We start from the raw sequence: 26,340 nt of genomic DNA, 5'->3' as shown, positions 1-26,340 counted from the left end.
GCCAGCAATGTTCGTAGCATCGCTGGCGGAAGGCAAAAAAATGTCGGTGAAACAAATTTTTTAACCAAAATCAAATCAAATCTATGACTTTAATTGTGGGCTGCCAAAACGAAAATGGCACCAGGTTATTAAGAACGAAAACATGGATAATCATGAAATTAACGATTCTATTACTGTTATTTTTCACTTTCCATGCCAGCGCAAAAAGCTATGCCCAAAGAGTAACTATTTTCAAAAAACATGCTTCTTTACCTGATATCTTTAACGCTATTGAGCATCAAACAGACTTCCTCTTTTTTTATGATAAAACATTAATAGAGAAAAAGAGCCCAATTGATATTACAATTGAAAATGGAACAATTGATGAAGCATTGTCTGCGTGCTTAAAAGATCAGCAACTTACTTATAAGATTGTAAAAAATACGATCGTTATTTTGCCACAAAAAAAGCTTACACTTTTTGCGGGGGTTCTACGAAATACTGATGCCATCCCTCCACCAGTTGAAATTCATGGGAGAGTTTTGAATGAAAGGGGAGAGCCCTTACAAAATGTATCAGTCATGATAGCTGGAACTAAAACTGGAACTTCAACTGACAGCGATGGCCGCTTTACGCTAACTGCTCCTGATAATAATAAAAACCTGGTACTTGATATTACCAGTGTTGGATATCAAACCAAAAGACTGAAGGTTGGCAAGGAAACCGAAATAACAATTAACCTGAAGGAGGAACTGGCGGGATTAAATGAAGTAGTAGTTGTGGGTTATGGAAAAGTGAATAGACAAAATTTAACCGGGGCGGTAGTAAGCGTAAGCGGTAAAGAGTTGACAAGAACTCCTACGGTGAGCCTTACCAATTCCATTACGGGAATGCTTCCGGGCGTTGTTACAAAAAATGTAACAGGAGAACCCGGAAAAGATGCTGCTGTAATTTTTATCAGGGGCAGAAATACTACCGGTAACAATAATCCTTTGGTGGTAGTGGATGGTATCCAAAATGCATCGGGTTGGGAACATATAAATCCCAATGATGTTGAATCTATTTCTGTTTTAAAAGATGCTTCTGCGGCTATTTATGGTTCGGAGGCAGCAAATGGGGTTATACTAATCACCACTAAAAGGGGAAGGTTAGGAAAGCCAACGATAAGTTACACCTTTAATCAGGGTGTTAATGAGCCAACCCAGGTACCTAAAATGGCCAATTCTGCAAGCCTCGCAAGGTACTTCAATGAGATATTAATCAAACAAGGGCAAACACCGAAGTATACTGAGGATGAGATAAAAAAATTTGAAGATGGCAATGATCCGCTCAATTATCCTAATGTAAACTGGTTTGATGAAGTATTAAAGAAAAGCAGTTCACAAAGTCAGCACAACCTTAGCATGAGGGGAGGAAGTAAAGATATAAAGTATATGGTTTCCGGCTCTTATTCCAATCAAAATAGTATTTTCAAAAACGGCAGCACTAATTTCAAAACTTCCTCCCTTCGCTCAAATCTAGATGCCCAGGTAAACAAATATATAAAGGTTGCCCTGGATGTAAATGGTGGAATCGACGAGGGCAATTATCCTGCATTTAGTACCAAAGAAACTTTCCAGGCGTTGAATAATAACCTCCCTTTTATGCCTGTCTTCTATTCTAACGGACTGCCTTCTTCAGGGGTAGAAAGGGCTGAGAATCCGATTTTAATGGTTTCTGATGCTACGGGAAATAATAATCATATGATCCAGCGTTTTTCAGCAAAAGTAAGTTTTGATATAGAGATACCCTGGGTGGATGGCTTAGGTGTTGATGGGTATTTTAATTATCGCAACGTAAATGTCTTAGATAAAAATTGGCAGAAGCCATGGACTGATTATAGTTATGATAAATCCACTAATACGTATAATGCTCTAACCGGCGGGGGAATCGTAAATCCTCAATTGGAACAAGGATTTGAAAATGACAAGAATGGCTTAATAAACCTGCGCTTAAGATATGATAAGAGATTTAATAATCATTATTTAAATACTTTTATTGCTGTTGAACAATCTCAGGGTACATCGCTTAACTTTTCTGCCTTTAGAAGAAATTTTATTTCAGATCAGCTGGATCAACTGTTTGCGGGAAGTTTAATAAATCAACAAACCGATGGAAGTGCTTCGGAAGAAGGCAGAAAGAACCTGTTCGGCCGCATTCATTATGATTTTAAAGGGAAGTACCTGCTCGATTTTAATTACAGATATGATGGCTCTTCCAATTTTCGTAAAGGAAGCAGGTATGGCTTTTTTCCGGGCCTCTCTGTTGCCTGGAAATTATCAGATGAGAGCTTTATAAAAAATAGATTAAGTTTTATTGATAATTTGAAATTAAGGGCATCTATTGGCCAGATAGGGAATGACCGTATTGCAGCTTTCCAGTTTCTCCAATTATATAATCTTACAAGCAGAGGTTATAATTTTGGCAACCCTACCGCACAATCGCTCGGTTTAACGGCTGGTGTAACTCCCAATCCAAACGTTACCTGGGAAGTTGCTACAATTAGCAATGTTGGTTTGGACGGTACTTTATGGCATGGTTTATTTGGTTTTTCCGCTGATTTGTTCAGACAGAGAAGATCAAACATATTAGCCACCAGGAGTCTTGCGATACCTAATTTTACTGGCCTTTCATTGCCAAACGAAAATATTGGCATAGTAGAAAATAAGGGCTTTGAAATTGAATTATCCCATTCAAAAAGTATCAGAAGTTTTTCGTACAGGATTGCCGGAAACTTTGCCTATGCAAGTAACAAAGTTATTGACATCAGTGAAGCTTCTAATGTTCCGCAATGGCAAAAAGCAGAAGGCCATGCAATTGGAGCCAACCAATATTATATAAGCACGGGTATCATCAGAACCCAGGCAGAACTGGATAAGATACCTGTTTACCCTGGTACGAAGGTGGGAGACCTGAAATACAAAGACGTAAATGGCGATGGCGTTATTAGCTCTGCTGATATGGTAAGATTAGATCAAACGAATACGCCACAAATCACTTATGGCTTTAATGTATCAATAGATTATCATGCCTTTTCCCTCTTCGCAAATTTTGCAGGAGCGTCTAAAGTATGGCAACCATTCCGTTTCCAGGCGTTATTAGGGTATAACGCATTACAAGATCTATTGGATAACCGTTATACAGAAGGAAGCATGAACTCTAAATATCCCACCTTACCCCAACAATCAGGGGTAAATTCTCTTGCTTCGACTTTTTGGTTGTATAACACCTCTTTTATGCGGTTAAAAACGTTAGAATTAGGTTACGATTTACCTCATGCTCTATTGTCCAAAGTAAGACTTGAAGGAGCCAGGATATATATTAACGGAAGTAATCTTCTAACCTTTTCTAAAATGAAATTATTCGATCCTGAAACAAATGATCCTGACGGATTTTTTTACCCGCAAAGCAGGATATATAATTTAGGAATTAACATCACTTTTTAAACATAACATTGTAATGAAGAACAAATCCAGCTTTCTATACAAAGCAATTAAAATAGACTTTAAAAACGTTCTTTTACTGATACTAAGCGTGCAACTTTTTTCCTGCAAAAAGAATGTTTTGGAAACAAAACCATTAAATGCATTATCAGCTGATGTAGTATGGACTGATGCATCTTTAATGGATGCGTATATAAGCAATACTTATAGGATATTGCCCCATGGATTTCAGTTTAACAGCAGGCGGTTGTTTTGCATTTCTGATGAAAGCAAGGCCAGGGGTGCTACCGCTTATAGTGTAATAAACAGTGGAAACATTACACCATCAGGTTTAGGTCCCCTTGATTATTGGATAGGAACTTCTGCAGACCCCGGGTATTATAAATGTATTACTCAATGCAATATTTTCCTGTCTAACGCAAAGGATGCACAAATTGATACTGCCACAAAGAACAGGATGATTGGCGAGGTTAAAACCCTGAGAGCCTTTTCATATTTCAGGCTAACCAGTTTTTTTGGAGGAGTACCCCTGATTACCCAACCATTTACCTTAAACGACAGTTTTGATTTGCCAAGAAACACCTATGAGGAATGTATGGATTTTGTTACTAAAGAACTGGACGAAGCCATCAATCTATTACCCTTGGCTTATACCGCCAAGGATCAAGGCAGAATCACAAAAGGAGCTGCAATGGCTATCAAGTCAAGAGTATTACTATACGCTGCCAGCCCTTTAAATAATCCTCAAAATGATCTTTCAAAATGGCAAAAGGCTGCAGACGCTGCAAAGGCGGTTATTGATTTGAATAAATACCAGCTCTATCCTGATTATAAAAAAATGTTTCTGTCTTCCAATGCTTTTAATTCTGAGATGATTTGGGCGAGGCCATTTAATCATATCGCGGACCCGGAGGGAGTTGGTATTGAATTACGTTTTTACTCAAACGGATTTAATGGATACGGACAGATTGAACCTTTACAAAATTTGGTAGATCAGTACGAAACAGTCAACGGAAAACTTCCTGCAGATGATCCGGCATATAATCCGCAGGATCCATATGTGAACCGCGATCCACGTTTTTATGCCACGATTTTATACGATGGGGCCCCTTTTAAAGGCAGGCAAATTGAAACATTTCTGCCCGGCGGGAAGGATTCTAAAGACGGGGCTCTTTCTCCGTGGAATACCAGTGAAACCGGGTATTACGCAAGAAAGTATATAGATGAGTCCATCACTAATCCAAGTTATACGAATGCGAGTGATCCTCAATGGCCTTTTGTTCGCTATGCAGAAATGTTGCTTAATTACGCTGAAGCAGAATTTCACCTGGGCAACGAAGATATATGCAGAGAATACATTAATCTGGTAAGAAACAGGCCAGGTGTAAATATGCCTCCCGTTACTGAAAGCGGGGATGCTCTTTTAAAACGGTTAGAGAATGAAGATTTTATAGAGTTTGCTTTTGAAGGGCATCGCTATTTTGATGTTCGGCGTTGGGAAATTGCGCCGATTGTATTAAATGTGCCCGCTAAAGGAATGTTGATAACAAAAGATGCAAATGGAAACAAAAACTATAAAATATTTACAGTTGAACAAAGACATTTTAATAGTAAGAATTATTTAGTCCCGATACCGCAATCAGAGATAGATAAGGATACTAAACTAATACAAAACCCGGGATATTAAATCTGTTCAGCAATTAGTGTATGCCTGATTTTGGCTGGAGTCAGAAGGACCCGTTTAGGAGAAATATGTAAGATTTTTTTAGGAAGAAAATTCCTATTATTAAATGGCCTCCCGGGATCATTTGCCAGTCAACATTGCCTAACAAGATAACACGCTATAGCAGCGGTCTTGCCTTGGGTTGTGCTAGCGTTTCATTATTTGCACCAAGGAAGAGTTGAATTAAAAGATGGCTCCGCGAAACCAGCATCCTTTTCAAAATCTTCATAAGATATTAAAAAACTGAGATAGGCGTTCAACACCCCAAAACACTGCCGGTTGCCGATGCCTTTTCTGCAAGTAAAATTGATTAACAAAAGTCTAAACAATGAAAAAGATTTTAAAAATTTGTGTGCTTTCATTTGCAGTCTTGTTATTATTAAACAATGACATCGATGCGCAAAAGGACTTTGACGGAATAAGAGGAACCCAACATTGGATGATGTATAGTGATGCGCCTAATTCTCTGTATCGATATATTGCAGGGCAGGCATATCAAGACATTGATCGTCGCAATGAAACAGTTTCAAAAATCAGTTCTTTAAGTGGATGGCAACAAAGACAGAAATGGATACAAAAAACACTCCAGGAATCGGTTGGCAATTTCCCTCCGAAGACACCTTTGAACGCAAAGATTACCAAATCGTTTGATGAAGGGGATTATCGCCTGGAGAATATTGTGTATGAATCCCAGCCGGGATATTATGTCACAGCCGGATTATTCATTCCTATGGGAGTAAAAGAGGAAGCGAAAATTCCCGCAATCATTTATTGCAGCGGACATACGGATAAAGGGTACCGTGGTTATCAAAATATTATTATTAACCTGGTAAAAAAAGGATTCATCGTCTTTGCTTTTGACCCAATTGGACAGGGAGAACGGCTTCAATATTACAATGCTGAAACTAACAAATCCAAATTTCCATGGCCATCATATGAACACTCATATGCAGGCGCCCAACTTTTTGTAACCGGCAATAACCTTGCCCGAAACTTTATATGGGATGGCATAAGGGCGGTAGATTATTTACTGACGAGAAAGGAAGTCGATCCAAAGCGGATCGGAATTACCGGACGATCGGGTGGTGGTACTCAAAGTGCCTACATTGCTGCATTTGATGAAAGAATAAAGGCAGCTGCTCCGGAAAATTATATTACCAATTTTACCAGGCTGTTTGAATCAATGGGACCGCAGGACGCGGAACAAAACTTCCTGTATCAGATTAAGCGTGGTCTTGATATGGCAGACTTATTAGAAGTTCGTGCTCCAAAACCACTTCTAATGCTTACAACCTCAAGGGATATGTTTCCCATTCAAGGAGCGTTAGAGACAAAAAAAGAAGTGGACAGGATATATAATGCTTATGGCAAACCTGAAAATTTTCAAATGGTAATGGACGATGCGCCACATGCTTCCACAAAGAAAAACAGAGAATCAATGTATGCGTTTTTTGAAAGAGTATTTAACCATCCCGGGGATTCAGCCGATTTGAATGTAAAACCCCAAAGCAGTGAAGAATTGCAGGTTACAAAAACCGGCCAGGTTTGTACTGCTTTAAACAGCGAGACCGCTTTTAGTTTAAATTATAAAGACGCGGAAAGGGAAATGCACCAGTTAGACATTAACCGAAAAAGTATGCCCCAATATTTGAATGTGATTGTGCAATCTGCTAAAAAGCTTTCAGGGTTTACAGAACCGGCACCAATCGAGAATACAATCTTTGCCGGAAGAATTCAACGTGAGGGATATGTTATAGAAAAATATCTTGTAAAAGGCGAGGGGAATTATATGATCCCTTACTTGTTATTAAAGCCAAATGAAAGGGGAAATAAGGCGGTGATCTATCTTAATCCTGATGGTAAAGCAGCAGACATTGCAGTTGGCGGAGAAATGGAGTGGTTTGCCCAAAACGGAGTTACTGTACTGGCACCGGATATAATTGGCACAGGAGAGTTGGGCCCGGGAGTATTTCGGGGAGATTCATATATTGACAGCGTTTCTTATAATTTATGGTTTGCCGCCATGGACATTGGCAGAAGTATAGTAGGAATTCAAGCCGGAGACGTGATAAAGCTAACTAACATTGTAAAGAATGACCTGCATTTTAAAGAAATTTACGGAGTGGCCAAAAATCAAATGTCACCTCTTCTATTACATGCTGCTGCATTTGATAAAGACATCCAAAAGGTCGCCCTTATAAGTCCTTATTCCTCTTACCGGTCAATCGTTTTGAATGAACATTATGACCCTCACTTTATTCAAAGTACCGTTGCCGGTTCTATTGGAGTGTATGACCTTCCTGATTTAGCGGGAAGCCTTGCACCTAAAAAATTATTATTAACAGGTGTTACTGATGGCGATGGCAATACAGGTAACTCAAAGGATATAAACAGAGATTTATCTGTGATAAAAGCTGCGTATAAATTTAAAAGCGAAGAGAATAAGTTACAAATTCTGCCTGCTATCGCGGGTAAAGAACTTAATGACGCATTCAAAAACTGGTTAAAAAACAATTAATGAAGCTGAAATCGAATAGTGTGACAAAGGATATGGTGCAAAAAATATTCTTCTGTGTATTGATATGTCTCTCTGCAAAAGAAGGTGTTGCAAAAGACTTTCTTATCACGGATTTTGGGGCAAAACCGGGAGTTGATGAATTAAATACCATTCCCATTAACGATGCGATTGACGCATGCTACAAAAACGGTGGTGGCAGAGTAATTGTTCCAGCAGGTATTTTTAAAACGGGCACCTTGGTATTGAAAGACAATGTAGAACTTCATTTGGAGATTGGATCTGTCCTTTTTGCGAGCATAAATAGACAAGATTTTCCTTTGCAACCACAACCAATTTATCATTCTCTTAAAGATGCTGGTGGCTGGCGTGCCCTTATTTATGCACTTGGGGCTTCGCATATTGCAATAACGGGTTATGGAACTATTGATGGAAATGGCGCCAACCTATTGCCGGGTCCCGGGGCAAGGCCGAATGATTTAGACGGGCGGCCGCGTAATATCCTTTTTATTTCTTGTAAAAATATTGCGGTGGAAGGAGTTCATATGCGAAATTCCGGGATCTGGAACCAGCATTATCTTGATTGTGAGGATGTAGTGGTTGATAAGATCAATGTGTATAATCATGCGAATAGAAATAATGACGGGATTGACATTGATGGATGCAGAAGATTTATTTTATCCAATTCAGTTTTTGATACTGATGATGATGCGGTTTGTTTAAAAAGTACCGGACCTGCGCCTTGTGAAGATGTAGTAATTACTAATTGCATAGTTTCCAGTTTTTGTAATGCGATAAAAACCGGCACAGAATCTACCGGCGGTTTCAAAAATATTTCGATCTCGAATTGTGTAATTAAACCAAGCAGGGCTGCAAAGCGCCTCTTTGGAGATTCACTTGGCATTACCGGGATTTCACTGGAAATTGTCGACGGTGGAATAATGGATGGCATTAATGTAAGTAATATCGTTATTGAAGGAACGCAATGTCCAATCTATGTGAGACTTGGCAACAGGGCACGGAAATATAATAAAGAAGCTCCCACTCCGCCTCCTGGTCAAATGAGAAATATTCAAATTAATAATGTTACAGCCTATACTACCGGAAATTACTCATCTTCCATAACGGGTGTTAAGGGGGCAATCATTGAAAATATTTCTTTAGATAATATCCGCATTACGAATGCCGGAAATATAAAGCCAGGAGAATATCGTCCGGATTACAGCAAAGTGAAAGAAGATGAAAAAGGATATCCGCAGCCCACAGTTTGGGGTAATTTGCCAAGTTATGGATTCTTTATCAGACATGTAAAGGGCATTTCTTTGTCCAATGTTACGCTAAGCTCTGTAGCACCCGACCTGAGATTCCCAATTATTGCTGTTGATGTAGAGAACCTTTTAATAAACCATATTAGCTTAAATAAAAAAAACAGTAAAATTGATATTTTGCTGAACGATGTAAAGAACTATAAAATTGATAATAGAGCGATTAATTTATAAATATTGTGAAATTGAAAGTATAAAGGCAACCCCAATTGTAGTAAGGCGTGAATACGAAATCGACGAGCAATTATAAAAGATATTCATTAGCAAAACAAAGTAAGGAAGAATGAATTGCTTTTGAGCCAGGCCTCGGCTGTACCTCATTATTTCCTTAAAATGACAAACCTGGTGATAAGTGCTAAAGGTGTTACAAGGGATAATACTTCTCTCATAATGAAATAGTTGCTTAAGATAAAACGAGGTTTAAAAATGATCCATAGTACTGATAGTCCATAGTCATTAAAATTTACAATATGAATACTAAACAACGAATTCTTTCGGATAAAAAGCCAGCAAACAGGGTAATTGCTCTATTTATAACTATTATAGTTGCCTTTCTTTTTATACCAAAGGGTTGGACTCAAAAGCTTATTGTGTCGAACAGCAATATTGCCTTGGCGGGGAATCATATCAGTAATAAAAGAATGGGTAATAAAAAAAATGAGAGGCCAAATATCATCTGGATCACTACGGAAGGTCTTCCTATAAAGGTACTAAGTTGCTACGGGGGAACGCTCATGAAAACTCCGAATATAGACCGTATTGCCAATGAAGGAATGCTTTTTAATAATTCGTTTTGCACTAACGCTTTATGCGCACCAAGCAGGGCTACACTACTTACTGGAAAATATAGTCACCTTAATGGAATGCGATCTAACCCTGGAGAAACTACTGAAGGAATTACCAGAAGTACTTTTGATCCTACCCAGGAGACTTTTGCACAAATCCTTACGAATAACGGTTATAAAACCGGAATTGTTGGTAAATGGCATTTGGTAGATAAAGATGGAAAAATGGCCAATCCCGGATTAGCGGGTTTCGACTATTTTGTTTTCAAAAATGGTGCCGGGGGTCCCTATTATAATGAGAAAGGGTATTTTGAAAATCCCATCCTGGGAAGTAAAACAATAGAGGAAAAAGATTACCCGGGCTACGTTACCGATAATATAACCAGCCTGGCCATTAAAGGTATAAAAGAAATGAAAGATGGTCCTTTTATGATGGCGATTCAATTTTTTAGTGATCACCGTCCATTTGACCCACCTCATAAATATGAACATATTTTCGATAGTGCACATTTCCCTGAACCTGCAACGTTTTGGGATGATTATAAAACCCGTTCTGCTGCGGCGCTCGAAGCCCATCAGCGCATACAGGATATGATGGATTTTAATCCACCAAAGAATCTTACGCCAAGGCAACGTCGTGAGTGGAGTTACCAACAATTAATGAGGCACTTCCTTGCAACCCTAAAAGCTCAGGATGACAATATTGGAAGATTATTGGATTTCCTGGATCAATCCGGACTAGCAGAAAATACCATAGTAGTTTTCACGGGAGATCATGGTTTCTTTCTTGGGGAACACGGCTGGTTTGATAAACGGTTTATGTATGAGGAAGCTTTGAAAGTTCCTTGGATGATACGCTATCCTGGTGTAGTTAAGCCGCACAGCAAAAGTGACGCATGGGTGGTAAATATTGATAACGCTCCAACCATTTTGGATATGGCACGTATAAAGATACCGGTTGATATGCAGGGTAGAAGTCTGGTACCTCTCTTTAAAGGAAACATTCCTAAAGATTGGCGGACATCAATGTATTACCATTATTATGAGTTTGCTCCTCCCCATTGGGCAATGCCTGCTTATGGTATCCGGACAGAAAGATATAAATTGATTTATTATTATACAATAAACGAGTGGGAACTATTTGACCTGCAAAAGGATCCCGACGAAATGGATAATCTCTTTATAAAGCAGGGCATGGAGGTAAAGCCCGGGTACGAACGAGTGCTTCAAGACCTTTTGAGCGAGTTAGCAAAATTGAGGGGACAATATAAGGATACAACAGGGAACCCGGTTAAGTTCTGGCCAAAAAGTAGTTATAATTAACACCAGAAAATAATTATATGCATCGATTTATTCCGACCGCCTTCACTTTTATGTTTGTTATTTGCATAACAACAAATAAAACTACGGGCCAGCAAATATCGAGGGGATGGCATGATATATCGGTGCAGGTAAAAATAAACAAGATAGTAAGCCGCAAATAGAATGTATTATTTATCTTGTGTAACATCACAATTCAAAATTACTTTTTTCTTTCTCGTTCCAATGCCATCTTCATAAACGAAGATCAAATTACCGGCAAGAAACGCATACGTCTATTCATTCTGGCTTTTTGGGTTCGATAAACTTGCCCACCTTGCCGGCCCGTTTTGCGTACACTTCCAGCCCAATAATATTCCTTTATATCCAATAAGCGACCAATAAAATAGTTTAAAGAAGATAGCACATATATTAGTTTCCTTACCAGGTGGACAAAAAAAGAAATCCCTCAACGAAAGAAACGGAATTTGAGGATTTAAAAATATTAGCATGAGGAGAAGTGTATATGCTATCAATAAAGGCAGTTCACTTTCGATTCACTGTGTTTCACCCAAACGGCTTTTATGGCAAGGTAATTTGCTTCGCGATTTGAATTATGAAACGGGTTTGTAGATGAAAATATTTTTTGCAGAATACGGATCATAGTGTGAAATCAGGCTTTTAAAGGATATGAACTTTGTCTCTTGTTCTTTTTAAAAATGGGTGAGAAATTAAAATGTTAGTAATGAGCACGAACCAACGGGCAGGCGTAATCGAAAAGTATTGTTTCCTCTCCGAAGGAGATCGTATCATCATAAATGGTATTTCATTCAAAGAGGGAATCAGGATCGGACCCACATATATTAGCTTGTACATGGCACTTTTCCATTTGTGTAAACCAGTTTTGTAATCCCATAAGCACTTCAAGGACTTATGTAATGGATACGGCTAAAATAAGCGGACTGGCAGCGTGCCATAAATGTATTGAAGACCTGCATGAATTTGGATACATTCAGTATATACCGTCTTACAAACCCTCTGTACGAAGTTTGGTTTTCCTGGTTTTTAAAGAACCTTCGTTTTCTAAACATAAATTAATTTAAAATAATTCAATTGACTATCCTTGTTACAAAAATTTAAGCTTATTAAAAATAGAATTATAAACTTTTACTATAAAAGCAAATAAGTGATGAGTGAACTTAATCAAAATCACGAGATTCCCAATGCAGCGTTATTGCCTTATGAACAGGAAACCTTCTTGGAAAAAATCCGTTTAATTATTAGGGAAGAGTTGGCGAAAGAGAGGAATAATAAGGTAGGAGAGGGTAGTTATGAAACAAACGGTCTTACATACAAACCACTATATAAAATTGCGGAGGTGTGCTCCATCTTTAAGGTAAGCAAGCCAACCATTTATGAGTGGATAAAACATGGCAAATTGAAGCCTTATAAAGTACGTTCCAGGGTATATTTTCTTTGGAAAGACTTGCAAAATCTATTTGCAGCGGAATAATTCGACCAGTTGTCACTATGTGTACGGGAACTGGTCATATTCTCCAGCCAAACCAAATAACTTTTTGAATCTCTTTATTTATAATCGGCTTCATAACTGTTATGTGAATACCTGAAGCGTTACAGAATTTAATACCAGGCAGGGTGGTTTATTTCTTTGTTTATTTTAAATCAAAACATCCATCTGACCTCTTTGTAACCATAGTTCCTTAATCTTTTGCCCAGCCTCTTCAGGCGTAATCCTGATGTATTTATAAAAATCCTTTACACTTTTATGGCCACTAATTTTCATGACCAATTCTACAGGTGTTCCTGCTAAGAATTCATTGGTACAAAAAGAACGTCGACACGTGTGTGAAGTAATCCATTCATGTTTTGGCTTTACTTCAACTACATCTCTATTGCCCTTTTTATAAGAGTGTTTGACCGGTTTAGTAAGGCGTGCAAGTTTTGCAATCGTTTTAATATGTCTGTTAAATTCTGCGTTAGTGTGCGAAGGACTGTTTTTTTTAAACCGATTCATTAGAATATCTGCAGCAACAGACCTTAAAGGAATAACTACCCAATGATCTGATTTTTCCTGCTTTTTATATAACATATCTCCCCTCAAATCATACTCATCCAGTCTTGAAAAATCAGAAAAACGCAAGCCTGTAAGGCATCCTAAAACAAAATCATTCCTGTAGTCTTCTAAGTGAGAATATCGAGTCAGGTCCACATGTTGAATTAATCTTATTTCTTCCCAGGTCAGATAAACGGCATCAACTTCCTCTTCCAAAATCGACCATCCATCCATGTCGATAGGTGGAATAATTCTTTTGCGAATACGGTTGCGTAAAAAGGTCCTGAACTGTTTTATAGTTTTGCCAATAGTGTTAATCTTAAGCCCAACAATCTTTTGGTTTCTGCGTTTTTGTACGTATTCATAAGAAAGAAAATCAACGAGTTCCTCGTAGAAAGAAAGGTCCAAACAATCAAATGTGATAGCTTCTCCTCTGTACGACTGAAACTCCAGCAGGTGGTCTTTCATGTTCCGGTAAATCCGGGGCATGTCTTTGCATACCTTTTTTGTTTTTGATTGAATATAATCATCAATCTGGAAGAAAATATCGAGATTAGTTTTTGAATTCCCTTTTTCTTTTTGTTCTTTTAAATAGTATTCATTTTTTTGGACTATTTCACTTAGCGCATAAATATCTAAATCCGGTGAATAATATTTTTTTACGAATTTCCCCCGATCTGGAATATTTCTTTTTATTGCAAAGGAGATAACGTCTTCGGCTAAACGAAGTTGTATACTTAAAGTTTCGTTCAGTTCTTTAGAAGTACCGAATGAGGTTGGAAGGTTTTGCTTTATGCATAGATTTTCTTTATCCCAGCATTCAACAGGAATGGTAATTTTTGTATCTAGCATTGTCTTCTGCTCGTTACTATAGCAATACTGTAAATGGATGATACTTGTGCCGTCTTTTCGTGGACGAATACACACCGGTTTGATTGGTAAAAACATAGTCCTTGCCATTTTAGTCGAGTTTTAGTCGAGGAAATAGTCGAGGAAAACCATGTAATCCTTAGTAAAGGTAGAAATTGTATTTTGAATGCAAATGCTATAAAAAACTGAAAATCAACGAGCTAAAGTAAAGTCTTGTAAAAATAGAAAAGGACCGTATTGCTACGATCCTTGTATCGGAGGTCCCGAGCGGATTCGAACCGCTGTGGAAGCTTTTGCAGAGCTCTGCCTAGCCACTCGGCCACAGGACCTTTTTTGAAGGGCACAAAAGTAATTAAAATTTTTTTAGAAAAGTTCAATCTTAATATGCGAAATTCGGATTTATAAAAGTGCAGATTTTACATAAATAAGTAAATAGTAATGCAGCAAATTGAAGCATCGGAATTGATTATTAATAATCGTGGAGCCATTTACCACCTTGATGCAACACCGGATGAAATTGCCGAAAATATTATTACTGTTGGCGACCCCGCAAGAGTAGCTGAAGTAAGCAAATACTTCGACAGCATAGATATTGAAAGAAGCCACAGGGAGTTTGTAACCCACACCGGCTGGTTAGGGAAAAAAAGAATATCTGTTGTAAGCACCGGCATTGGTACCGATAATATTGATATTGTTTTGAACGAACTTGACGCATTGGTAAATATTGATTTTACCACGAGAACAATAAAAAATGAACTGAAACATTTGAATATAATACGTATTGGAACTTCGGGATCGTTGCAGGCAGATGTCCCCGTTGATAGCTTTGTCGCAAGCACTCACGGCCTCGGTATTGATAACCTGATGAACTTTTATATTCACGATAATAATGAAGAAGAAAAACAATTGCTTCATTCTTTTGTTACACAAACACAATTGCACAGCCAGTTTAGTTATCCATATATTGCAGGGGCAGCCATGTCGTTAATGAAACATTTTGTAGATGGTTATTACCAGGGAATTACTGTCACGTGTCCTGGCTTTTATGGGCCGCAAGGCCGTGTACTTCGTTTGGGAATTACCAATCCTCAATTAATTGACCGGTTAACTGATTTTAAATTTGGACATCATCGCATTACAAATTTTGAAATGGAAACTGCCGCTATATACGGATTGGGTAAAGCTTTGAAACATAACTGTGTCTCACTAAGCGCAATAGTTGCAAACCGCATTCACAAAAATTTTAGCGATGACGGTTCAGTAACAGTTGAAAAATTAATTGTAAAAACATTGGAAATAATTTCTGAAAAATTGTAATATGAAAATTGAATTTTATAAATACCAGGGCACCGGGAATGATTTCATCCTGCTGGATAATCGCGAAAATATGTATAGCAATATTACCCCGAGGCAGGTAAATTTTTTATGCCACCGGCGATTTGGCGTAGGCGCCGATGGCCTGATGATGTTGAGTGAAAAACCCGGTTTTGATTTCGAGATGACGTATTTTAACTCAGATGGTAACACCAGTTCTATGTGTGGAAACGGCGGTAGGTGTATTGTAAAATTTGCATCGATGCTTGGTATAAAAAAAACGAATTATAATTTTTACGCGGTAGATGGGGCCCATGAAGCTGAGATTGATCTGAATGGCGAAGTAAGATTAAAGATGAAGGATGTTGACGATGTTGAATTTTCTTATACATATTATGTTCTTAATACCGGCTCACCTCATTATGTAAAAAGTGTTCCTGATGTAAACCAACTCGATGTTGTTGCCGAGGGCCGTGAAATCCGCAACAGTAAAGAGTTTGCAAGGGAAGGTATTAATGTAAATTTTATTGAAACGATTGATGATGATACCATCTACGTGCGTACTTACGAACGTGGCGTTGAAGATGAAACTTACAGTTGCGGAACCGGCGTTACTGCTTCTGCACTTATTTCTGCCCATAACGATAATGGATTTAACCGGGTAGAAGTAAAAACAAGAGGCGGGAGATTAAGCGTCGAATTTGAAAAAATAAGCGATAAGAAATTTAAAAATATCTGGTTGTGCGGGCCTGCAGAAATGGTTTTTAAAGGTGAAACAAAAGTAAGTATTTAAGATGTTTAACATTAGAGTGTACGGAATTTTAATGAATGAAGCAAAGGAGGTGTTGGTAAGCGATGAATTCATAAGAGGGAATTATTATACAAAATTTCCCGGTGGCGGGCTTGAATTTGGAGAGGGAACGAGAGACTGTCTTAAAAGAGAGTTTAAAGAAGAAATGGATCTCGAAGTTCAGATTGAAGATCATATTTATACTACCGATTATTTTCAGATGAGTGCTTTTAACCCCGAGCACCAGATTATTTCAATTTACTATTTTGCTAAGGCGTTGGAATCTATTAAAGCTCCGCTTAGAGATAAAGAATTTGATTTTGATGAAGAGCAAATGAAAATTTATAAGGAAAAAAACGAAATAGAAACATTTCGTTTTATTGATTGGAATAATTTTTCAGCTGAGAGCGTTACGTTACCTATTGATAAAATAGTTGCCAATATTATTAAAGAAAAATATCAGGCAAATCAATTAAAATTGTAGTGATTTAACCGGCAGCAGGGATATTCTCAAATTCTTTACCAGCGCCCATTGCAGCCTTTTTCATTTTCATTGCTGTTTCATGCCCTACATATTTTTCTATTCTGCCTTCAACAAAATAAATGACGGGAGTTAAAATAATTGCCATACTTGCTTTGTAAATATAATTTACTACGCATATGGCAAAAACTAATTGCCAACTCCATCCCTGTCCTAATTTAAAAGCGATAAATAAGACGATGAAGCTATCTACCAGTTGTGATACCAATGTAGAACCCGTTGCCCTTAGCCATACTTTTTTTTCACCGGTTACTTTTTTTATTTTATGAAACACAGTAACGTCTACAATCTGGCTTACTAAAAATGCAGTAAGACTCCCAAGAATAATCCACATGCCCTGCCCGAAAATTCCATTAAAAGCCTTCGACATATCGGGTATTCCATTCTTTACACCAGTGCTATACCAGAAATCTGCAGGGGGCACACTCATTGCCAGGTAGAACATAAGAAATGCATAAGCGATTAATGCCACTGCAGTGTATGAAATACGGCGAACGGCTTTCGGGCCATAATATTCATTCACAATATCCGTCATTACAAATTCAAGCGGCCATAGTAATACTCCACAGGTAAGGCTTATAGATAAACCTTTTTCGCCAAACAGGCTAAAGTTTGATGGATGAAACCCAAATAATTTTTCAAGTGAAAATATTTTAGAGCCAATACATTCTGCAATTAATGCATTGGCCACAAAAAAAGCTGAAAAAATTACAAACAGTTTTGTTGGCCTGTCACTCAAAATTTTATTGATCATTGTAGTTGCTTATCGGTAAAAGAAATATAAAAATTGTAAGATTAAAAATAATGAATTGACAATTGCGAGCCATTTGGGAATCATGTTTTGTTTGCCAGTTATAACAAGAACAGAATACACGATGCACATGATAAGGTTTACTACTATTGCGGCTACGCCGAGCGTAATAATGATGTCTTTAAAGTAAGAAACTGCAACAACGGTATCCTTGCCCGTAGTTACTGGTTTTTTTGCTTCCATCTTTCCAAGAAAAATAAAAAGCAAGAAAGCGATGTTACAGATTACAGCAAACCTTGAGAAAAAAGAAACTACTTTCATAAAAAATAAAAGGGATTGAAAAACACTCACCAAAATAATATTAATTTGTTGAATTAAAGTTTTTATTCATGGCAAATGTGCTGAGTATTGTTTCTTATAAAATATTTCCTGCAAAATTCGGAGGACAAAAGGGTATAGCCAATTTTAATGAATATTTTTCCAGGCATCATTCATTGTATTGTGTAACCATTCAAGATAACGAACCTAACGCCGCGCCTTATACGATAATTAATAAACTTAGCAACAGCAAACTCCGCTACGTTAACGTGTTTTATTTTGGTTTGCTTAAGAAAATTATTCAACAATATAAAATATCTCACGTTATAGTTGAACATCCCTATTACGGCTGGTTGGGTCTTCTATTAAAAAGATTTTGTAAAATAAAACTTATAATTCATTCTCATAATATTGAAGCGGAGCGATTTAAAACAACCGGCCGGTGGTGGTGGAAAATTTTATGGCAATATGAAAAGTATGTTCACACACATGCCGACTTTACATTTTGTATTACCGAAAATGACCGGCAATATTTTATAAATAACTATAAAATTCCCCCGGGTAAAACCGCTGTAATAACTTTTGGCATTTCATTGGACTCACCACCACCCATATACGAGCAATTAGCGGCAAGGAATGAACTGCTTAAAAAATATGCATTGTCAAAAGAAACGGTTTTATATCTCTTTAATGGTGCTTTGGACTATCAACCTAATCTTAACGCTGTTAAAAACATACTTGATAAAATCAACCCCTTATTTATTCAAAACAGCATCCCCTATAAAATAATCATCTGTGGAAAAAATCTCCCTGCGGAAATGAATAATCTTCAGGACTATAATGATCAAAATATCATATACGCCGGATTTGTAGATGATATTAATATTTACTTTAAAGGAGTTAATGTTTTTATAAATCCCGTTAACGACGGGGGAGGAATAAAAACCAAACTTGTTGAAGCATTGGGTCACAACCTGAATGTTGTTTCAACTGAAAATGGCGCAATTGGCGTTGATGCAAATATCTGTAATGGTAAACTCAGGTTATGCGGTAATAATGACTGGCAAAGCTTTTCAGATAAGATGATGGAAGCAATAGATATCAATCAATCCATAGATACAGCGTTTTTTAATTATTTTTATTGGGATAATATTGCGAAGAAAGCGGCAGCAATAGTTGATCAGTTATGAGGCATCAATAACATCCAGCATCCAGCATCCAGCATCCAGCATCCAGTAACTAGTATCCAGTATCCATCATCCATCATCTTAATTCCTTCCCTTCAACATTGGCACAAATGAAAAATTTGAAAATGTTTCTTCCTCATAACTTCCATCGTGATTTTTCGTAATGCGCATCATTTTTTGTACGCCTTCGTTATCAAGAGGCAGAACCATTCTGCCATTTGGTTTTAATTGCTCGATCAACTTAGGAGGAATGAAAGGCGCTGCAGCAGTAATTAAAATCTTATCAAATGGCGCAAAGGTGGGCAAACCTTCAAAGCCATCTCCATAAAAAAATTTAATACCGGGATATTTTTTTCTGAATATAAATTCTTTATTCAGGTCAAATAATTTTTTTTGTCTTTCAATTGTAAAAACATTAGCGCCCACCTCTGCCAAAACCATTGCCTGGTAAGCACTTCCTGTTCCTATCTCCAATACTTTATCGTAAGGTTCAATTTCCAAAAGCTGCGTTTGATAAGCAACGGTATAAGGCTGGGAAATCGTTTGCCCCTCCTGTATGGGGAAAGCACGGTCTTCGTAAGCAATGTGATCAAGTGCAGTGTCTAAAAAAAAATGCCTGGGAATATTCATCATCGCCTCAAGCACCCTTTCATTGGTAATTCCTTTATCCCGGATAGAGTCAATTAGTTTTTTTCGTAGCCCTTTATGACGGTAAGTGTCCTCAAACTTGCGCATGCATGCAATTTAAAAATGTTGCCGTAACATTTCAAAACTAGTTTTCAAAGAAAAACCTTAGGCATGCCTTTTGTGTATGGCAGGCTATGAAGAAAATATATTTTGTAATCCTCATATCCCTGCTTTTTATTACAGCGTGCAATACCAATAATTCAGATAATAATTCAAACGCAGAAAAAAAATCAAAAGAAAAGAAAATCAGTAAGCGAGATTACAGCATAACGGATGAAAATGCATATAACAATTTATTTTTAGATAGTGCTAACCTGGAAAATTTTATTCAAAAGAAAAATGTGCCTGATTCTCTTGCACGTTATATGCGAAGCTTTTATAATACCCGAAATTATGAATTTGCCTGGTTTTCAACAAATGGCTTAACCGAACAGGCATATGGCTTTTGGAGTCTTAAAAATTATGAAGGAGATACTTCGAAATCTTTAAAGGCGTTGCAGGGCAGGATGGACGATTTGATGAGTAACGATAGCCTGGTGGTTAAAAGTTCTGATCCTTCGTTTATTAATACAGAATTAACACTTACTGAAAATTTCATCAGTTTTACCAGGAGTAATTATGAAAAGGGATATGTGAAAAGAAAAGAAATGGAAAGGTTTATACCTTTTAAAAAACAAGACCCGATTTATCTTTCCGATTCGTTGCTGAATAAAAAACACAAGGACGAAAAATATTTTTCTGATGTCAATCAATCATATAAAAATCTCTCGATACAATTAAAAAAATATACGGATATACAAAAAGCCGGCGGTTTGCCTGCCATACCTGCATCCATAACGAAAATAAAAAAGGGCCATTCATCCCCGGATGTTATTGCGTTAAAGAAATACCTCAACGCAACAGGCGATCTTGCGCAGGCAGACACGTCTGCTTCGTATGATGACACACTTGTAGATGCTGTTAAAAATTTTCAACTGAGGTTTGGTTTAACTCCTAATGGAATTATTTCATCTGCCGTTTTAAAAGAAATGAACGTACCGGCAATTGAAAGAGTTAAACAGATACTGATTAACATGAACCGCATGAGATGGATGCCCCAGGAGCCTGATGGAGAGTTGCTTATCGCGAATATACCAGAATTTATGTTGCACGTATATGACGGTAAAAATAATGTATTTAATATGAAGGTAGTCGTTGGTAAAGACGGTCATAATACGACCATATTTTCTGATAGACTTTCAACAATTGTTTTCAGCCCTTATTGGAATGTCCCGGAAAGTATTGTAAAAAAAGAAATTGTCCCTTCGATGAATGAAGACAAAGATTATCTCGAAAAAAATAATATGGAAATAACCGGCCAGCGGGATGGATTACCCGTTGTACGACAAAAGCCCGGTGATAAAAACTCCCTTGGAAAAGTAAAGTTCTTGTTCCCAAACAGCTTTAATATTTACTTTCATGATACCCCCGCTAAGAGCCTTTTTAATAGTAATGTGCGTGCTTTTAGCCATGGATGCATCCGCTTGAGTGAACCGGAAAAGCTCGCTGATTATCTTTTGCGGGACGATCCAAAATGGACTCCCGAAAAAATTAACGAGGCCATGAATAGTGGCGATGAGAAATTTGTTTCACTTAAAACACCCGCCCCTGTTTTTATAACCTACTATACAACATGGGTAGACGAAAATGGCCGGTTAAATTTCAGGAATGACATTTATGGTCATGATAAAGAGATCGCCGAAAAAATGTTTACAAATTAAGGGTACAAAGCAGCAGCAGGAGAAATCTGCATTTATCGATTCATCCTGTTCTTTCCTCCATAGTACTTATTTTTTGAACGGCATCTTTATGCATTAGAATTCTGATAAGCATAATGACGGCGGTAATTGCGAATATGCTGCCAATAGCCAGGTTTAGAATACTTTGATTGGCATTTAGTCTTTGCACAATGTATTTGCCCCCGAAAATAAACACGCAATTACCTAATAAAGTTCCCAGCCCTATTCCCAAAATGTAAAAATTATAGAATGAATTTTTTGGCTGAAGAATATTTTTTGAAAACAAAACAGTGCTCCATCCAAACCAGAAGGGAATCTGCATAGGGCTTATGGCGCTCAATAATAACCCAAGCACAAAGCGGTGCATGTTGTTATTGAGCATTACGTTTTTTGCATGATTCTCATGTGTTGCTGCAATAAAACTCCCTACGGCAAGAGCCAGCACAATGCCAAACGCAATCCATTCCATCCATTTAAAGAGAACTTTTTGTTTGCGGATCCAGTTTATGCCTACCAGGGAGATCCGCACGTAAATCATTTCCGTTAGCAATGAGCCAAGAGAAAAATACATTGCATTCCGTATGCTTTCCTGGACACTTATTTGCATGGCGGCAACATTTAGTGTCCCTAACGGAAGTGAGCCTAAGAAACTCACCAGCATACCCCAGAAAAAGACTTTTACAAGACGCATACAATGCTTAGCTCTTTTTTGCCAGTACGGATAAAGATACATTTACTGTATTACTTAAAACAGTACTGCTGCTTCCAACTCCAAAATCGAGCCGGTTAATTTGAAACTCGCCGGTAAATAAATACGCATCGTTTTCTTTTTCAACACGGAATGGAAATGAAATGGGTTTTGTAATCCCATGCAAAGAAAGGTTGCCGGTAAAATAATAAAAGCCTTCTTCGGTTTTATTGGTCTTGTCAATTCTTGTTGAGGTAATAGTTATTTCAGGAAATTTTTCAGCATCAAAATATTCACTTCCTTTTAGATGTCCGTCGCGACTGCCATTATCAGTGTCTACCGTTGACGCATCAACGCTTACATTAAAGTGACATGCAGTGACGTCGGTAGTGAAAAATAATATTTCACCTTTAAGGCCCGTTAGTTGTCCACCGGTTTTAATACCAAAATTTCTTATAATAAAATGCACTTTACTTCCTTCATCGGTTGGCGTATATTTTTGCGCAACTATTGATGAAGTTATAAACGCGAAAAAAAAAGGCAATAATCTTTTCATATTCATAGAGTCTTTAGAGATCGAAAGGTGAGTCATACCTGCCCACTCCCGCAGCCGGTTTCACGGTATTTTTTTATCCGCTGCTTTCATTATTTTATAATGTTTTTTTGTTTCTATCCTAAAACGAAATCCTTTTACTGCGGACCAGTAGCCGATTCCGGTTTTATAATTATACCTGCTTATCTGGTATAAAACCTTCCAATGCTTTAAGATTTCTTTCCACGCATTTTTCAACGTATAACCGGTATCATAAAAGTGGTTAGGCTCTGCTCCGCAACCGTTATACTCGAGTATAACAAAATTTTTGCCTTCTTTTAATTCTTCGATTGAGTTACACATGATGTCGTACCTGCCATAAAAAAAATCATTAACGGAGTGGCTTATCTCATCTAATATTTTCAAAAGTCTTTCATCGATTTCACTTCTAAGATCGATAAACTGGGCTCCACGGTTGTGGTTGGCCGCATAGCTTAACATATATTTATCACCTGCTTTTATTACTCTTTTAAAATTGGATTCATGTTGTAAACGAAGTTCTTCAATCCTTTTTCCCGACTTTGAATTCATCATAATCAATTCTTCCAAAGTATGGATTCCGTCGCCGGTTACCTGCATGGGAATCTTTTGCAGGAAACCGGTTATTACACCTTTATCCTCGTTGGGATACCGGTAATAAAAAAGGCTTACCTCTAATTCATACTTTATAAACTCCTGTACAAAATATTCCACGGGCACCTGCTCATGGTAATTTTTTAATTGCTCTTCATTATTTATTTTCCTGAACAAAATGCCCTGGCCGCCCACTTCCGGCTTTACTATTAACGGAAACGAAATATTTTTTTCTTTTACCTTTTTTAATATAACTGAAAAGTCTTCTGAAGGTTGTACATTAAAATATACAGGGCATAAATGCGGAGGTAAAAGATCATGCATTTCCTTTTTAGGCTCGCCTTCCATACCGCCAAAGGTGAGCTTCGGATTACTGGGAGTAAAGAACCAGATAGCCCGCGAGCGTATCATATACCAAACCCACACAGGAACAATTGGAGCGTATAATATTTTAAACGGCCACTGTTCCCAGTTTTTTATTTTCTTTATCAGATTCACTTAATTTTTAAACTGCGCAAAAATAAGTTTTAAACCTTTGAACATACATAATTCATCAAAATTGTTTGTTGTATTTTAGCTCATTAAAAATGTCTAGAAATGCATGTTCCTACGATGGCTGAAATGATGGCGGAAAATAAAGTGCCTGAAATTTTATTTTGGGTGGGCTGTGCGGGGAGTTTTGACCAGCGGGCGCAAAAAATTACAAAAGCTTTTGCAACTATATTAGATAAGGTTGGGGTAAGTTATGCTATATTGGGCAAAGAAGAAATGTGCACCGGTGACCCGGCACGCAGGGCAGGAAATGAATTTATGTTTCAAATGATGGCGTACCAGAATATACAGGTTCTTGAAGGTTATCAAATAAAGAAAATTGTAACGGCCTGCCCGCATTGCTTTAATATTTTGAAAAATGAATACCCGGTACTGGGAGGCAAATATGAAGTGGTACATCATTCAACTTTTTTGCAACAATTAATTGATGATGGTAAAATTAAAATGAAAGAGGAGGGAGCATTTAAAGGGAAAAAAATTACCTATCATGATAGTTGTTACCTGGGAAGAGCCAATGATATTTATGAAGCGCCGAGAAAAGTATTGGAAGCGTTAGATGCAGAATTAGTGGAAATGAAACGCTGCAAAAGCAATGGATTATGTTGCGGTGCAGGCGGTGCTCAAATGTTTAAAGAAGAAGAGAAAGGGACCATCCGGATTAATAATGAAAGAACAAGAGAGGCATTGGAAACAGGCGCTGGCATTATCGCTTCGGCCTGCCCGTTTTGTAATACCATGCTTACAGATGGCGTTAAGCTGAATGAAAAAGAAGAGACCGTTGCCGTATTGGACATTGCAGAAATTATTGCGGCATCCATGAATTAAGTGAGAAATTAAAAGTAATGTAATAAGAATATGACTGAAGAGAAAAGCTTAAACTTTATTGAAGAAATAGTTGAAGAAGATCTTGGTAAAGGGAAGTACGAAAGTATTTTAACAAGATTTCCTCCCGAGCCCAATGGCTATTTGCACATAGGCCATGCAAAAAGTATTTGCCTCAATTTTGGCCTTGCACAAAAATATAAAGGTGCTACTAATCTTCGTTTTGACGATACCAACCCGGTAACGGAAGATGTTGAATATGTTGACAGTATTAAGTTTGATGTGAAGTGGCTGGGATTTACCTGGGCAAATGAATTATATAGCAGCGATTATTTCGATGAATTATATAATCTCGCGGTAAAGCTTATACGAAAAGGGCTGGCGTATGTGGATGACAGCAGCCCGGATAAGATTGCGGCGGAAAAGGGAACCCCAACAGAACCCGGTATTGAAAATGAATTCCGCAACAGGAGTATTGAAGAAAACCTTTTGCTCTTTGAGCAAATGAAAAATGGCAAATTCAAGGACGGTGAAAAAGTATTGCGTGCTAAAATTGATATGAAGGCCATCAACATGCACATGCGTGACCCGATTATGTACCGCATCAAACATGCGCACCATCATCGCACCGGAGATAAATGGGTTATTTACCCCATGTATGATTTTGCGCATGGACAAAGCGACAGCATTGAGCATATTACCCATAGTATTTGCACCCTGGAATTTGTGCCGCATCGTGAATTGTACGACTGGTATATCGATAATCTTGAAATTTTCCCTTCACGCCAGTATGAATTTGCACGCCTTAACATGACCTATACGGTTATGAGTAAACGCAGGCTGCTGCAGTTGGTGAATGAAGGCTATGTTTCAGGTTGGGACGATCCGCGAATGCCAACCATTTCTGCGTTTAGGCGCAAAGGTTATACGCCATCCAGTATAAGAACTTTTTGCGACAAGATAGGTGTCGCCAGACGTGATAACCTTATTGACATCAGTTTGCTTGAATTTTGCATTCGTGAAGAACTGAATGCTATTGCTCCCCGTGTTATGGCCGTTCTTCACCCGGTGAAATTGATTATTGACAATTATGATGAGAACGAAACAGAAGAACTGGTTTCTGAAAACCTGCCCAACGATCCTGCTAATACGCGAACCGTTTCTTTTTCAAAAGAGCTTTGGATAGAAAAAGAAGATTTTATGGAAGTGCCCGTAAAAAAATGGTTCAGGCTTGCCCCGGGTGCTATGGTGCGGCTCAAGAGTGCTTACATTATCCGCTGTGATAGCTTTATAAAAGATAACGATGGCAATGTAACAGAAATACATGCTACCTATATTCCTGAAAGTAAAAGTCACCACGACACAAGCGGCATTAATGTAAAGGGAACCATACATTGGCTGAGTGTAAAACACGCAACGAAGGCTGAGATAAGATTGTATGAGCGATTGTTTACCGTTGAGAATCCTGCAATGGAAGAAGGAGATTTTAAAAATTTTATCAATCCTCATTCATTGGAAATAATTCCCGGAGCTTTTGTAGAGCCACAACTACAACATGCTGTTGAAGGCGAAAAATTTCAGTTTATCCGCCATGGATATTTTTGTGTAGACAGAGAGTCAAAGCCCGGCGAAATGGTATTTAACCGTACCGTTACATTAAAAGATAGTTTTAAGAAATGAGTGTACTTTAATTTT

20 protein-coding genes and 1 tRNA gene are annotated in these 26,340 nt (G+C 37.8%); 13 read left to right on the top strand and 8 right to left on the bottom strand.

The window, feature by feature from the left end; genetic code table 11:
• The first annotated feature begins 83 nt into the window (after positions 1 to 83).
• The 6 genes from FW778_RS14030 to FW778_RS14005 all read left to right on the top strand — a co-directional run bounded on the left by FW778_RS14030 (position 84) and on the right by FW778_RS14005 (position 12,621).
• Positions 84 to 3,464 (top strand): TonB-dependent receptor, encoded by a 3,381-nt coding sequence (locus tag FW778_RS14030; RefSeq protein ID WP_150415381.1) that lies wholly within the window; start codon positions 84 to 86, stop codon positions 3,462 to 3,464.
• A gap of 13 nt (positions 3,465 to 3,477) precedes the next feature.
• Entirely contained in the window at positions 3,478 to 5,148 is a 1,671-nt protein-coding gene (locus FW778_RS14025) for a RagB/SusD family nutrient uptake outer membrane protein (protein ID WP_150415380.1), read from the top strand.
• A gap of 364 nt (positions 5,149 to 5,512) precedes the next feature.
• Entirely contained in the window at positions 5,513 to 7,702 is a 2,190-nt protein-coding gene (locus tag FW778_RS14020; protein ID WP_150415379.1) for an alpha/beta hydrolase family protein, read from the top strand.
• The gene (locus tag FW778_RS14015) at positions 7,702 to 9,198 is read left to right on the top strand and encodes a glycoside hydrolase family 28 protein (RefSeq protein WP_235906259.1); all 1,497 of its coding nucleotides are present in this window, start codon (positions 7,702 to 7,704) and stop codon (positions 9,196 to 9,198) included. Before FW778_RS14020 ends, FW778_RS14015 begins: the two co-directional genes overlap by 1 nt.
• 296 nt (positions 9,199 to 9,494) lie before the next feature.
• Complete coding sequence (locus FW778_RS14010; protein ID WP_202552247.1) at positions 9,495 to 11,132, top strand: sulfatase family protein; 1,638 nt, start codon at positions 9,495 to 9,497, stop codon at positions 11,130 to 11,132.
• A gap of 1,165 nt (positions 11,133 to 12,297) precedes the next feature.
• Positions 12,298 to 12,621, top strand: a complete 324-nt coding sequence (locus FW778_RS14005; RefSeq protein ID WP_150415378.1) for a helix-turn-helix domain-containing protein — start codon at positions 12,298 to 12,300, stop codon at positions 12,619 to 12,621.
• Positions 12,622 to 12,786: 165 nt separating this feature from the next.
• Here FW778_RS14005 and FW778_RS14000 read toward each other — a convergent pair whose 3' ends face one another.
• Together FW778_RS14000 and FW778_RS13995 are read right to left on the bottom strand one after the other, a co-directional pair.
• Positions 12,787 to 14,142 carry a phage integrase SAM-like domain-containing protein gene (locus FW778_RS14000; protein ID WP_235906258.1) on the bottom strand — a complete coding sequence of 452 codons (1,356 nt, stop codon included), beginning with the start codon at positions 14,140 to 14,142 and terminating at the stop codon, positions 12,787 to 12,789.
• A 168-nt stretch (positions 14,143 to 14,310) separates the two neighbouring features.
• A tRNA-Cys gene (locus FW778_RS13995) sits at positions 14,311 to 14,381 on the bottom strand.
• A gap of 109 nt (positions 14,382 to 14,490) precedes the next feature.
• On the opposite strand from FW778_RS13995, the gene FW778_RS13990 reads away from it, so the two are divergent.
• Genes FW778_RS13990 through FW778_RS13980 form a run of 3 tightly spaced genes read left to right on the top strand, consistent with a single transcriptional unit; the run spans position 14,491 to position 16,640 of the window.
• Complete coding sequence (locus tag FW778_RS13990) at positions 14,491 to 15,369, top strand: nucleoside phosphorylase (RefSeq protein ID WP_150415377.1); 879 nt, start codon at positions 14,491 to 14,493, stop codon at positions 15,367 to 15,369.
• Position 15,370: 1 nt separating this feature from the next.
• Positions 15,371 to 16,159 (top strand): diaminopimelate epimerase, encoded by a 789-nt coding sequence (gene dapF, locus FW778_RS13985; protein ID WP_150415376.1) that lies wholly within the window; start codon positions 15,371 to 15,373, stop codon positions 16,157 to 16,159.
• 1 nt (position 16,160) lies between these two features.
• The gene (locus tag FW778_RS13980) at positions 16,161 to 16,640 is read left to right on the top strand and encodes an NUDIX hydrolase (RefSeq protein ID WP_150415375.1); all 480 of its coding nucleotides are present in this window, start codon (positions 16,161 to 16,163) and stop codon (positions 16,638 to 16,640) included.
• A 4-nt stretch (positions 16,641 to 16,644) separates the two neighbouring features.
• Here the strand turns inward: FW778_RS13980 and FW778_RS13975 are convergent, their stop codons facing one another.
• Positions 16,645 to 17,451, bottom strand: a complete 807-nt coding sequence (locus FW778_RS13975; RefSeq protein WP_150415374.1) for a queuosine precursor transporter — start codon at positions 17,449 to 17,451, stop codon at positions 16,645 to 16,647.
• A gap of 9 nt (positions 17,452 to 17,460) precedes the next feature.
• Positions 17,461 to 17,769, bottom strand: coding sequence for a hypothetical protein (locus tag FW778_RS13970; RefSeq protein WP_150415373.1), 309 nt, complete (start codon positions 17,767 to 17,769; stop codon positions 17,461 to 17,463).
• Between the two features lie 68 nt (positions 17,770 to 17,837).
• Between FW778_RS13970 and FW778_RS13965 the strand changes: the two genes are divergently transcribed.
• Complete coding sequence (locus FW778_RS13965; RefSeq protein ID WP_150415372.1) at positions 17,838 to 18,956, top strand: glycosyltransferase; 1,119 nt, start codon at positions 17,838 to 17,840, stop codon at positions 18,954 to 18,956.
• 78 nt (positions 18,957 to 19,034) lie between these two features.
• Here FW778_RS13965 and FW778_RS13960 read toward each other — a convergent pair whose 3' ends face one another.
• The gene (locus tag FW778_RS13960; RefSeq protein ID WP_150415371.1) at positions 19,035 to 19,688 is read right to left on the bottom strand and encodes a protein-L-isoaspartate(D-aspartate) O-methyltransferase; all 654 of its coding nucleotides are present in this window, start codon (positions 19,686 to 19,688) and stop codon (positions 19,035 to 19,037) included.
• Between the two features lie 86 nt (positions 19,689 to 19,774).
• Between FW778_RS13960 and FW778_RS13955 the strand changes: the two genes are divergently transcribed.
• Positions 19,775 to 21,400, top strand: a complete 1,626-nt coding sequence (locus FW778_RS13955) for a L,D-transpeptidase family protein (protein ID WP_150415370.1) — start codon at positions 19,775 to 19,777, stop codon at positions 21,398 to 21,400.
• 40 nt (positions 21,401 to 21,440) lie between these two features.
• Here the strand turns inward: FW778_RS13955 and FW778_RS13950 are convergent, their stop codons facing one another.
• The 3 genes from FW778_RS13950 to FW778_RS13940 are packed head-to-tail and all read right to left on the bottom strand — an operon-like array spanning position 21,441 to position 23,769.
• On the bottom strand, positions 21,441 to 22,109 hold the full coding sequence (locus tag FW778_RS13950) for a LysE family translocator (protein WP_150415369.1): 669 nt from the start codon (positions 22,107 to 22,109) through the stop codon (positions 21,441 to 21,443).
• A 7-nt stretch (positions 22,110 to 22,116) separates the two neighbouring features.
• The gene (locus FW778_RS13945) at positions 22,117 to 22,662 is read right to left on the bottom strand and encodes a YceI family protein (protein ID WP_202552246.1); all 546 of its coding nucleotides are present in this window, start codon (positions 22,660 to 22,662) and stop codon (positions 22,117 to 22,119) included.
• A 60-nt stretch (positions 22,663 to 22,722) separates the two neighbouring features.
• Positions 22,723 to 23,769, bottom strand: a complete 1,047-nt coding sequence (locus FW778_RS13940; protein WP_150415367.1) for a hypothetical protein — start codon at positions 23,767 to 23,769, stop codon at positions 22,723 to 22,725.
• A 99-nt stretch (positions 23,770 to 23,868) separates the two neighbouring features.
• Between FW778_RS13940 and FW778_RS13935 the strand changes: the two genes are divergently transcribed.
• Entirely contained in the window at positions 23,869 to 24,648 is a 780-nt protein-coding gene (locus FW778_RS13935) for a (Fe-S)-binding protein (RefSeq protein ID WP_150415366.1), read from the top strand.
• A 30-nt stretch (positions 24,649 to 24,678) separates the two neighbouring features.
• Entirely contained in the window at positions 24,679 to 26,325 is a 1,647-nt protein-coding gene (locus FW778_RS13930) for a glutamine--tRNA ligase/YqeY domain fusion protein (RefSeq protein ID WP_150415365.1), read from the top strand.
• Positions 26,326 to 26,340: the final 15 nt, after the last annotated feature.

Source organism: Ginsengibacter hankyongi (assembly GCF_008710285.1).
Classification (GTDB): domain Bacteria; phylum Bacteroidota; class Bacteroidia; order Chitinophagales; family Chitinophagaceae; genus Ginsengibacter; species Ginsengibacter hankyongi.
The sequence above is the reverse complement of the archived record's forward strand: the minus strand, read 5'-3'. Positions and strand labels throughout refer to the sequence as shown.

Coding starts and splice junctions, on each gene's coding strand:
- FW778_RS14010 (WP_202552247.1), top strand. CDS start 9,495: ATGAATACTAAACAACGAATTCTTTCGGATAAAAAGCCAGCAAACAGG.
- FW778_RS14020 (WP_150415379.1), top strand. CDS start 5,513: ATGAAAAAGATTTTAAAAATTTGTGTGCTTTCATTTGCAGTCTTGTTA.
- FW778_RS14000 (WP_235906258.1), bottom strand. CDS start 14,142: ATGGCAAGGACTATGTTTTTACCAATCAAACCGGTGTGTATTCGTCCA.
- dapF (WP_150415376.1), top strand. CDS start 15,371: ATGAAAATTGAATTTTATAAATACCAGGGCACCGGGAATGATTTCATC.
- FW778_RS13990 (WP_150415377.1), top strand. CDS start 14,491: ATGCAGCAAATTGAAGCATCGGAATTGATTATTAATAATCGTGGAGCC.
- FW778_RS13930 (WP_150415365.1), top strand. CDS start 24,679: ATGACTGAAGAGAAAAGCTTAAACTTTATTGAAGAAATAGTTGAAGAA.
- FW778_RS13955 (WP_150415370.1), top strand. CDS start 19,775: ATGAAGAAAATATATTTTGTAATCCTCATATCCCTGCTTTTTATTACA.
- FW778_RS13970 (WP_150415373.1), bottom strand. CDS start 17,769: ATGAAAGTAGTTTCTTTTTTCTCAAGGTTTGCTGTAATCTGTAACATC.
- FW778_RS13975 (WP_150415374.1), bottom strand. CDS start 17,451: ATGATCAATAAAATTTTGAGTGACAGGCCAACAAAACTGTTTGTAATT.
- FW778_RS14005 (WP_150415378.1), top strand. CDS start 12,298: ATGAGTGAACTTAATCAAAATCACGAGATTCCCAATGCAGCGTTATTG.
- FW778_RS13945 (WP_202552246.1), bottom strand. CDS start 22,662: ATGAAAAGATTATTGCCTTTTTTTTTCGCGTTTATAACTTCATCAATA.
- FW778_RS14015 (WP_235906259.1), top strand. CDS start 7,702: ATGAAGCTGAAATCGAATAGTGTGACAAAGGATATGGTGCAAAAAATA.
- FW778_RS13935 (WP_150415366.1), top strand. CDS start 23,869: ATGCATGTTCCTACGATGGCTGAAATGATGGCGGAAAATAAAGTGCCT.
- FW778_RS14030 (WP_150415381.1), top strand. CDS start 84: ATGACTTTAATTGTGGGCTGCCAAAACGAAAATGGCACCAGGTTATTA.
- FW778_RS13980 (WP_150415375.1), top strand. CDS start 16,161: ATGTTTAACATTAGAGTGTACGGAATTTTAATGAATGAAGCAAAGGAG.
- FW778_RS13960 (WP_150415371.1), bottom strand. CDS start 19,688: ATGCGCAAGTTTGAGGACACTTACCGTCATAAAGGGCTACGAAAAAAA.
- FW778_RS13965 (WP_150415372.1), top strand. CDS start 17,838: ATGGCAAATGTGCTGAGTATTGTTTCTTATAAAATATTTCCTGCAAAA.
- FW778_RS14025 (WP_150415380.1), top strand. CDS start 3,478: ATGAAGAACAAATCCAGCTTTCTATACAAAGCAATTAAAATAGACTTT.
- FW778_RS13950 (WP_150415369.1), bottom strand. CDS start 22,109: ATGCGTCTTGTAAAAGTCTTTTTCTGGGGTATGCTGGTGAGTTTCTTA.